Origin of the sequence: Gordonia sp. YY1, from assembly GCF_009872315.1 — a bacterium.
Classification (GTDB): domain Bacteria; phylum Actinomycetota; class Actinomycetes; order Mycobacteriales; family Mycobacteriaceae; genus Gordonia; species Gordonia amicalis.
Window position 1 is genome coordinate 431607 of record NZ_WXYI01000003.1, and the last position, 9100, is coordinate 440706.

10 protein-coding genes are annotated in these 9100 nt (G+C 67.6%); 5 read left to right on the top strand and 5 right to left on the bottom strand.

Annotation, left to right across the window (positions count from 1 at the left end; all coding sequences use genetic code 11):
• The first annotated feature begins 441 nt into the window (after positions 1-441).
• On the top strand, positions 442-945 hold the full coding sequence (locus BPODLACK_RS07045) for a MarR family transcriptional regulator (protein WP_006436948.1): 504 nt from the start codon (positions 442-444) through the stop codon (positions 943-945).
• Between the two features lie 52 nt (positions 946-997).
• Here the strand turns inward: BPODLACK_RS07045 and BPODLACK_RS07050 are convergent, their stop codons facing one another.
• The 4 genes from BPODLACK_RS07050 to BPODLACK_RS07065 all read right to left on the bottom strand — a co-directional run bounded on the left by BPODLACK_RS07050 (position 998) and on the right by BPODLACK_RS07065 (position 5650).
• Positions 998-1870 carry a type IV toxin-antitoxin system AbiEi family antitoxin domain-containing protein gene (locus BPODLACK_RS07050; RefSeq protein ID WP_006436949.1) on the bottom strand — a complete coding sequence of 291 codons (873 nt, stop codon included), beginning with the start codon at positions 1868-1870 and terminating at the stop codon, positions 998-1000.
• A 132-nt stretch (positions 1871-2002) separates the two neighbouring features.
• The gene (gene mmsB / locus BPODLACK_RS07055) at positions 2003-2872 is read right to left on the bottom strand and encodes a 3-hydroxyisobutyrate dehydrogenase (RefSeq protein WP_006436950.1); all 870 of its coding nucleotides are present in this window, start codon (positions 2870-2872) and stop codon (positions 2003-2005) included.
• 58 nt (positions 2873-2930) lie between these two features.
• Complete coding sequence (locus BPODLACK_RS07060) at positions 2931-4106, bottom strand: acyl-CoA dehydrogenase family protein (protein WP_006436951.1); 1176 nt, start codon at positions 4104-4106, stop codon at positions 2931-2933.
• Between the two features lie 11 nt (positions 4107-4117).
• Positions 4118-5650, bottom strand: coding sequence for a CoA-acylating methylmalonate-semialdehyde dehydrogenase (locus BPODLACK_RS07065; RefSeq protein WP_096275012.1), 1533 nt, complete (start codon positions 5648-5650; stop codon positions 4118-4120).
• 269 nt (positions 5651-5919) lie between these two features.
• Between BPODLACK_RS07065 and BPODLACK_RS07070 the strand changes: the two genes are divergently transcribed.
• Positions 5920-6363 (top strand): flavodoxin domain-containing protein, encoded by a 444-nt coding sequence (locus tag BPODLACK_RS07070; RefSeq protein ID WP_006436953.1) that lies wholly within the window; start codon positions 5920-5922, stop codon positions 6361-6363.
• A 29-nt stretch (positions 6364-6392) separates the two neighbouring features.
• Here BPODLACK_RS07070 and BPODLACK_RS07075 read toward each other — a convergent pair whose 3' ends face one another.
• Positions 6393-7265 carry a DMT family transporter gene (locus tag BPODLACK_RS07075; protein ID WP_006436954.1) on the bottom strand — a complete coding sequence of 291 codons (873 nt, stop codon included), beginning with the start codon at positions 7263-7265 and terminating at the stop codon, positions 6393-6395.
• 115 nt (positions 7266-7380) lie between these two features.
• Here BPODLACK_RS07075 and BPODLACK_RS07080 point away from each other — a divergent pair, with 115 nt between their 5' ends.
• Genes BPODLACK_RS07080 through nadE form a run of 3 tightly spaced genes read left to right on the top strand, consistent with a single transcriptional unit; the run spans position 7381 to position 9027 of the window.
• Positions 7381-7668 carry a hypothetical protein gene (locus BPODLACK_RS07080; RefSeq protein ID WP_006436955.1) on the top strand — a complete coding sequence of 96 codons (288 nt, stop codon included), beginning with the start codon at positions 7381-7383 and terminating at the stop codon, positions 7666-7668.
• Complete coding sequence (locus tag BPODLACK_RS07085; protein WP_006436956.1) at positions 7665-8159, top strand: SixA phosphatase family protein; 495 nt, start codon at positions 7665-7667, stop codon at positions 8157-8159. Before BPODLACK_RS07080 ends, BPODLACK_RS07085 begins: the two co-directional genes overlap by 4 nt.
• Before the next feature lie 43 nt (positions 8160-8202).
• Entirely contained in the window at positions 8203-9027 is an 825-nt protein-coding gene (gene nadE / locus BPODLACK_RS07090; protein WP_159404980.1) for an ammonia-dependent NAD(+) synthetase, read from the top strand.
• Positions 9028-9100: the final 73 nt, after the last annotated feature.

Here is a 9100-nt window from a genome sequence, read left to right on the forward strand (position 1 = left end):
CGCCGTGACCATTTCGATATTCAATCTCCACTTAGATTCTCAACCGCGACAGAAGGTCTCGATTCAGACGGTGTCGTTCCAGGAAACTACAACGACCCAGACGCATGTACATCTGCGGCAACCACATTGCCGCGCTGCTCCGTAGGACCTTTGTCACTCGGCGGGTGCCTTTGGTCATCACGCTGTCCCCCGTTCGGTTCACCGCGTGCCGACCGTTGCGCCGCAGTCGCCGAACCGGCCTCTACCGGGCAGGCACCGACCGCGTGCGCCAGACCCGGCGGAGGCATCCCGCTCGCGCAGGGCTCAGGTCCACGGACTGGCCCTGCTGCTCCTCGCCGCCCACTACCCCGCCGGGCGGACCCCGTCGCGGCCAGGTACGCCGTGATCGACGGTTGGCGCGCCGTCGATCGGCGACGCCGCAGGCCGATTAGGGTGGTGATCATGGCAGGGCGCAGCATGGACTTCGATCCCATCACCGAGGCACGGGACAACTGGACCCAGGCCGGGTGGGGCGACGTCGCCGACGGCATGGTCGCGGTGACCTCGGTGATGCGCGCGCACCAGATCCTGCTCGCCCGCGTCGAGGCCACGTTGCGACCGTTCGATCTCAGCTTCTCCCGGTTCGAACTCCTTCGGCTGCTGGCGTTCTCACGCCAGGGCGCACTGCCCATCACCAAGGCCAGCGACCGTCTCCAGGTTCACGTCACGAGCGTCACCCATGCGATCCGTCGCCTCGAGGAAGGCGGCCTCGTCCGACGTGTCCCGCACCCGACCGACGGGCGCACCACCCTCGTCGAGATCACCGACCTCGGCCGCTCCACCGTCGAGGACGCCACCAAGACCCTCAACGAGAAGGTCTTCGCCGACGTCGGCATGACCGACGACGAGATGGCCGGCCTGGTCGGGGCGATCCAGTCGTTGCGGAAGCACAACGGGGACTTCTGACCGAGATCGGTGTTGCGTTTTGTCCCGGCAACCGGGACAGAACGCAACGTCATCACGAAGCGGCCCGCAGTAGAGCACTCCGAACTGCCTCGACGACCTGCTGCGGCCGTTCGGTCAGGTCCGCCCACGTGAAATTCAGGACTGTCCATCCGTCGGCGATAAGCGCATTGCGCTTGGTCCGGTCCCGCTGAAATGTGTCGGCGTCGCGGTGGAACGCAAAGCCATCGATCTCGACGGCGAGCCTGGCCTGCGTGAACGCGAAATCGAGCAGGTACCCGCATACCGGCAGATTGGCCGTCCATCCGTCGATGCCCTCACGACGGAACAGTCCAGCGGTCAGGCGTTCAGCCTCAGAGCGTGTCCCGTCCTCGAGTTGATCGAGATACTTCGACACCGCTCCGGATCCGGCGCGTTTGGGGTATCGGCCATGTGCGGCCCGGAGGTCGGCGAGCGTCACGTCCTCGGAGAGCAGCACCGAGTCGAGGACGCCGATCCCGAGATCGACTGCCGCGTCGAGGACGGACAGCGCGGGCCTGGTGACGCGGAGGTCGTCTTCGACGGTGACGTCCTCGTCGGCGAGGTCACGGTGCCGTACCAGCGCAGTCGCCGACGACCTCGCGTGGCGCCCGCGACGTCGCGTGAGCACCAGATGTTTCGCGGGCTCCCTGGGATGCAGCCTCAGCCACCAGCACGCCGCGATCCCACCGAGCGCGGCGTCGTCGCCGACGGAGAGCACCGCGATCCGGGCCTGCGCCCGTGCCGAACGATGATGGCCGGAGACCAGGTAGACAGCGGGCGCAACCGCGGTCCAGTCCCCCGCTGCCCGGCGTCGGCTGATCGCGGACCGGCTCAGCCCGGCCGCGTGCGCCTGCGACGTCGTCAGCACGCCGTCCTGGCGAATGATGAGCTCGTTGAGGTCGACCACGGAACTTCGACGCAGCACGCGTCGACGCGGTTCCACCTCCCCCGAGCGCAAGAAATCCCGTTGCGTTTTGTCCCGGTAACCGGGACAAAACGCAACGGGATTTCAGGAGCCGTCAGGCAGGTACTTCGAGACCTAGTGCAGCGAGGTGATGATCGCGCTGAAGTCGAGGTCGGCGTGCTGCTCGGCGAAGCCGCGGTACAGCTGTGCGGCGTGGGTCCCGAGCGGTGCGCGGGCGCCGGTGCTGGCGACGGCGTCCATCGCCAGACCGAGGTCCTTGTTCATCAGTGCGGTGGCGAAGCCCGGCTTGAAATCGTTGTTCGCCGGCGAGGTCGGGACCGGGCCCGGGACCGGGCAGTTGGTCTCGATGGCCCAGCAGTTGCCGGTGGCACCGGTGACGACGTCGTAGAGCGCCTGCTCGTCGAGGCCGAGCTTCTGAGCGAGGACGAACGCCTCGCCGACCGCGATCTGCTGGACGGCGAGCAGCATGTTGTTGCACACCTTCGCCGCCTGGCCGGCACCCGCCGCACCGCAGTGGATGATCTTCCCCGCCATCGGGTCGAGGGTCCCACGCGCCGCGGAGAAGGCCTCGTCCTCGCCGCCGACCATGAAGGCCAGGGTGCCGGCCACGGCACCCTTCACCCCGCCGGAGACCGGTGCGTCGACCTGAGCGAAACCGTGGTCGACGGCGCGACGGTGGATCTCCCGCGCATCGTCGACCGAGATGGTCGACGAGTCGATGAAGAGCGCACCGGTCGGGGTGACCGGGATGATCTCGTCGTAGAGCTTCTTCACGATGCCGCCGTTGGGCAGCATGGTGATCACGACCTCGGCCGCGGCCACGGCCTCGATGGCGGCGGGGAACGTCTCGATGCCGTTGGCCTTGGCGGTCTCGACCGCCTCGGGAACCGGATCGAACCCGTGCACCGTGTGCCCGGCCTTGACCAGATTGGCGGCCATCGGGCCACCCATGTTGCCGAGGCCGAGGAAAGCGATCGTCGTCATTGTCTTTGCTCCCTAGAGTGTTTGCCTGCGAAAACCATTGCGTTGCAGCGAGTTCGCGTCAGCTCTCCCGGTAACGGGACGCGATCGAACGGCCGAGGACGACCCGCATGATCTCGTTGGTCCCCTCCAGGATGCGGTGCACACGGAGGTCGCGGACGATTTTCTCGATTCCGTACTCGGACAGATACCCGTAGCCGCCGTGCAGCTGCAGCGCCTGGTCGGCGACGTCGTAGCAGCTGTCGGTGACGAAGCGTTTCGCCATCGCACACTGCTCCACCTTGTCGGGGGCGTTGTCGTCGAGCGCGGTCGCCGCGTGCCACAGCATCAACCGTGAGGTCTGCAGCGAGGTCGCCATGTCGGCGAGTGTGAACCGGATGGTCGGCTCGTCGAGCAGCGAGTTGCCGAACGCCCGACGACTCGAGACGTAGGCGGCCGCCTTGTCGAACGCCGCCTGGGCACCACCGAGTGAGGACGCCGCGATGTTCAAACGGCCACCGTTGAGGCCGTTCATCGCGATGCCGAACCCGATGCCCTCGGTCTCGGCGAGCAGGTTGGCCGCCGGGACCCGCACCTCGTCGAGGATGACCTGCGCGGTGGGCTGTGCATGCCAACCCATCTTGTGTTCCTGCGCACCGAAACTCAGTCCGGGAGTGTCCTTCTCGATCAGGAAGGTGGAGATGCCCTTGGGTCCGGCGTCGCCGGTGCGGGCCATCACCACGTACAGGTCCGACGACCCGGCACCGGAGATGAACTGCTTGACCCCGGTGAGGACGTACTCGTCACCCTCACGCTCGGCACGGGTGGCTAGTGCCGCCGCATCCGATCCGGCACCCGGTTCGGTGAGGCAGTAGCTCGCGATGGTCTCCATCGTCGCCAGTCGCGGCACCCACTTGTTGCGCTGTTCGTCGGTGCCGTAGTGATCGATCATCCATGCGCACATGTTGTGGATGGACAGGAACGATGCGACCGCCGGATCGGCGTAGGCCAACTGCTCGAAGATCCGCACGCCGTCGAGACGGCGGAGTCCGCTGCCCCCGGCGTCCTCGGAACAGTAGATGGCACCCATCCCCAGTTCGGCCGCCTCGCGGAGCTCAGGCACCGGGAAGTGGTTGGACGCATCCCATTCCAGCGCGAAGGGCGCCAGTTTCTTGGCCGCGAAAGCCGCTGCGGTCTCGACGATGACGCGTTCGTCACCGTCGAGCCGCGCGACTGCGGCCTCGGCAAGTGTGGTCATCTCGGCCGCACTCAGTCCATCGTCGGGATGACGAACTCCGCGCCATCCTTGATGCCCGACGGCCAGCGCGTCGTGACAGTCTTTGTCTTGGTGTAGAACTGGATCGACGCCGGGCCGTGCTGGTTGAGATCGCCGAAGCCGGAACGCTTCCAGCCACCGAAGGTGTGGTAGGCCACCGGCACCGGGATCGGCACGTTGACGCCGACCATGCCGACCTCGACGCGTGCGGTGAAGTCGCGGGCGGCGTCACCGTCCTGGGTGAAGATAGCAACACCGTTGCCGTACTCGTGATCCGAGGCCAGCGCGAGGGCTTCTTCGTAGTCGTGCGCGCGCACCACCACGAGCACCGGACCGAAGATCTCGTCGGTGTAGATGCTCATGTCCTTGGTGACGTTGTCGAACAGGCTTGGTCCGATGAAGAAGCCGTTGGAGATGTCGTCGTCGCCGTACTGCTGCTCAGGCGTGCCGATCTCGCGGCCGTCGAGAACGAGCTCGGCGCCTTCCTCGACACCCTTGGCGATGTAGCCGCGGACACGATCGAGTGCGGCGGCGGTGACCAGCGGGCCGTAGTCGGCCTTGGGATCGAGGCTGTGGCCCACGCGCAGTGCGTTGGCCTTCTCGAGCATCTTCTCGCGCAACCGGTTCGCGGTCTCCTCACCGACCGGCACGGCAACGGAGAGGGCCATGCAACGCTCGCCGGCACTGCCATAGGCGGCGCCGATGATGGCGTCGGCGGCCTGGTCGAGGTCCGCGTCGGGCATGACGACGGCGTGGTTCTTGGCACCGCCGAAGCACTGCGAACGCTTGCCGTGTGCAGCGGCGGTCGAGTAGATGTACTGCGCGATGTCGGAGCTGCCGACGAAGCCGAGAGCCTTGACGTCCGGGTGGGTCAGGAGCGCGTCGACGGCTTCCTTGTCGCCGTGGACGACCTGGAAGACACCGTCGGGAAGCCCTGCCTCGGTGAACAATTCGGCCAGGCGGACAGGCACGGACGGGTCCCGCTCGCTGGGCTTGAGAATGAAGGCGTTGCCGCAGGCGAGTGCCGGGCCGGCCTTCCAGAGCGGGATCATCGCCGGGAAGTTGAACGGGGTGATACCCGCGACCACACCGAGCGGCTGGCGGACCGAGTGGACGTCGATGCCGTTGCCGGCACCCTCGGTGAACTCGCCCTTCAGCAGATGCGGGATGCCGATGGCGAACTCGATGACCTCGACTCCGCGCTGGATGTCACCGAGGGCATCGGAGTGGGTCTTGCCGTGCTCGAGCGACAGTGTGGTCGCGAGCTCGTCGGCGTTCTTGTTGACCAGGTCCACGAAGCGCATGAGGACGCGGGCACGACGCTGCGGGTTCCACGCCGCCCATTCCTTCTGCGCCTTCGAGGCGGTGGCGATGGCGGCGGCGACCTCGTCGGTCGACGCGAGCGGCACCTGGGCCTGCACGGCACCGGTACTCGGGTTGAAGACGTCGGCGAAGCGGCCACCCTCGGCGGTGACGCGCTTGCCGTTCAGGAAGTGCGGGATGGAAGGGACAGCGGGAGCGGACACGGAGATCACCTTTGATTCTTCTCGGGCGTTGCCTGGTCGGGGTCTCGGCCGGGGGCCTGACGCGTTGTTCGGGGTTTTCGGACCTGCCTCGTCGGCGTCGGAGCCGGCGGCGAGCGCCCCGTTCCGGAGTTCGGGGTTATGGCCTCTGTCACCACATAGTAGGACATCCAAGTATTTCTTCCAACCCCCTTCCCACCTGCGATTTCGCAGCGAGGAGCGGGTTAGGTTACCCTCGCTGCCAAAAGCCGACGTCGAGAGGAGTTCTGCAAATGTCGGTCGTCATCCTCTACGGAACCGAGACCGGAACGGGCGAGCTCGTCGCGGACGCCATCGCGGACGCGCTCGACCAGCACGATCCCTCGATCTACGACATGAGCGAGTACGCGGTCGAGGACCTTGCCCCGGAAGACTTCCTGGTGATCGTCTGCTCGACCTACGGCGAGGGCGAGCTCCCCACCGGTGCCGAGCCCTTCGCCGACGAACTCGAGAGCGTCAACCCCGATCTCGGCGGGCTGCGCTTCGCCGTGTTCGGGCTCGGCGACTCGATCTACGACACCTTCAACCGCGGCGGCGAGATCATCGCCGAGATGCTGACGAAGCGTGGGGCCGTCCAGGTCGGCGAGCACGCCCGCCACGACAACTCGTCGTCGATCAAGCCCGCGAAGCAGGCCGAAGAATGGGCCGAGGGCATCGCGGAACTCATCGAGGGCTGATCAGAACAGACTGGTCGACTCCGAGCTGATCATGCCGCCGGCCGTCCCACGGTCGGCGGCATTGCCGTCTCTGTGGCCACCGCCTGCTCCCATCCGCGGACAGCCGACAGCTTCGCCAGCTCACACACCGCGCGGATCATGATCGCGAGCACGATGCCGAGGAACATCGCGGTCGGCACCGAGACGTTGAGGTTCTCGCCGAGCAGCAACACGCCCAGCACCATCGCGACCGCCGGTTCGGCGACCGTCATGGACGGGAACGACGTCTGCAGGTCGCCCGCCCCGAAACCCAGCTGCTGCGCGACCACCGCACAGACCACCACCAGCACGAACAGATAGATCTCCGGCTGGACGAAGGTGCGCCAGAACTCGTGGGTCATCTGGTAGATCACCGCTTTGACCAGCAGCGCCGAGACCCCGAACATCGTGCCCGCGACGAGTCCGTAGAACAGCGCCTTGTAGTGCGGGCTGGAGCGTCGCGCCAGGATCACCAGGCCCACGACCATCCCGATGACGGCCCCGACGGTGCCCCACAGCAGGAGCGCATCCGGTCGCCGGAGTGACGGTTCCGGTCGCGAGACGATGAGGAACGTCGCGACGCAGACGACGAGCACCCCTCCCCACGCCCACTCGATGCGCGCGGGATGCCGGTGGTCCGCCCAGGCCTCCAGCGGCAACGCGAACAACACCGCGAGCACGACGAGCGGCTGTACCAGCAGGATCGACCCGAGCCCCAGGGCGGACGCCTGCAGGCCGAAGCCGCAGAGCGCGATCCCGGCACCCACCCACCATCCGACGGTGATCGCACCGTTGACCCGGGACGCACGCTGCCGCAACACGGTGCCGGCGGCGATCATCAACGCCGCCAGCACCGCCAGTAGCGCGGGAACCCAGGAGTGCACGTCCCCAAGGGTAAGGGCGTCGGGGACCCCGCGCCCGAGTCGGGCACCTGCCGGCCGCGGATGCACCCGGTGTCGCAACCCCGACAACCAGCGCCGACGACGTACATTCGAGTGCATGCGGTATCGGTCGGATCTGGAACGCCTGGCCACTCTCGACGCAGCCGCGATCGAGCGGGCCTGCGCCGACTGCACGACCCTGGACGAACTCATCGGTTGTGCCGTCGACGAACACCTCGAGTTCGATGCGCTGGCCGACGAGGCCGAGATGCACGACGAGCGCGAGCACGCCGCCTTCCTGCGCCAGGAGGCCGCCGCGTGGCGCGCGACCGTTCGCCTGTTGCGCACCATCGCCGCCGATCCGGACGCCTATCCCGCGGAGTCCCGGCGGACCGGCACCGCATGAGCGGCACACGCACCTTGATCCTGATGCGTCACGGCAAGTCGGCTTATCCTCCGGCGACGCGCGACCACGACCGCCCGCTCGCCGGACGCGGCGACCGGCAGGCCGCCCTCGCCGGGCGCTGGATGGGCGACGAAGGCCTGCGCATCGACGCGGTGCTGTGCTCGACGTCGACCCGGACCCGCCAGACCCTCGAACGGACCGGCGTGCGGGCGCCGGTCACCTTTGTCGAGGACATCTACGGCGGGGACGCCGACGACGTGCTCGAGTCCATCCGCATCCACGCGCCGGCCGACGCGGCCACGCTGCTCGTCGTCGGACACGAGCCCGGTATGCCACAGACCGCGCTGACGCTCGATCCGGCCGGTCCGATCGATCGGTTTCCGACGTCCGCGTATGCGGTACTCACCGTCTCGCAGCCATGGGAGCGCCTCGGTATGGCGCCGGACCCCGACGCTCACCTCGTCGGCGTGCGGATACCTCGGGAGGAGTGACCGCGGCTGCTCGACCCGACCCCGAGCGAGCATAGGAGCGCGTATGCGCGAGACCCAGCGGACCATCATCGAAGCCCTGGGGGTCCGACCCTCCATCGATCCCGCCGACGAGGTGGAGCGGCGGGTGGGCTTCCTCGCCGACTATCTCCGCGCGGTCGGCGCGTCGGGATATGTGCTCGGCCTGTCGGGCGGCGTCGACTCGACGCTGGCCGGGCGCCTGGCCCAGATCGCGGCGGAGCGTGTCCGGGCCGATGGCGCCGACGCGGTGTTCGTGGGCATGCGTCTGCCGTATCGGGTACAGCACGACGAGCACGACGCCGCCGCCGCCGTCGAGTTCGTGGCGGCCGACGAGACGCTGACCGTCAACGTGGCGCCGGGAGTGGATGCCCTGAACAGCGAGATCTCGGGGGCGATGGGCGCGCCGCTCACCGACTTCACCAAGGGCAATGCCAAGGCACGACACCGCATGGTCGCGCAGTACGCCGTGGCCGGCGACCGCGGGCTGCTGGTGATCGGCGCCGACCACGCGGCCGAGAACGTCACCGGTTTCTTCACCAAGTACGGCGACGGCGCCGCGGACATCCTGCCGCTGTCGGGTCTGAACAAGCGTCAGGGCCGATCGCTGCTGCGTCACCTCGGTGCGCCGCAGCAACTGTGGGAGAAGATCCCGACCGCCGACCTGCTCGACGAGAAGGCGGGCCAGACCGACGAAGACGAACTGGGCCTGACCTACGAGATCATCGACGACTACCTCGAAGGCCGCGAGGTCCCGATCGATGCGGTGGAGAAGATCGAGGCCGCCTGGCACCGCAACCGGCACAAGCGCACGACTCCGGTGGAACTCGACGACTCCTGGTGGCGGGCCTAGCTGTACTGACCCGGGACGTTAGGTACCGCGTTCGGCGAGTCGACGTGACATAGGGAAGACCTCCGAGTGAGGT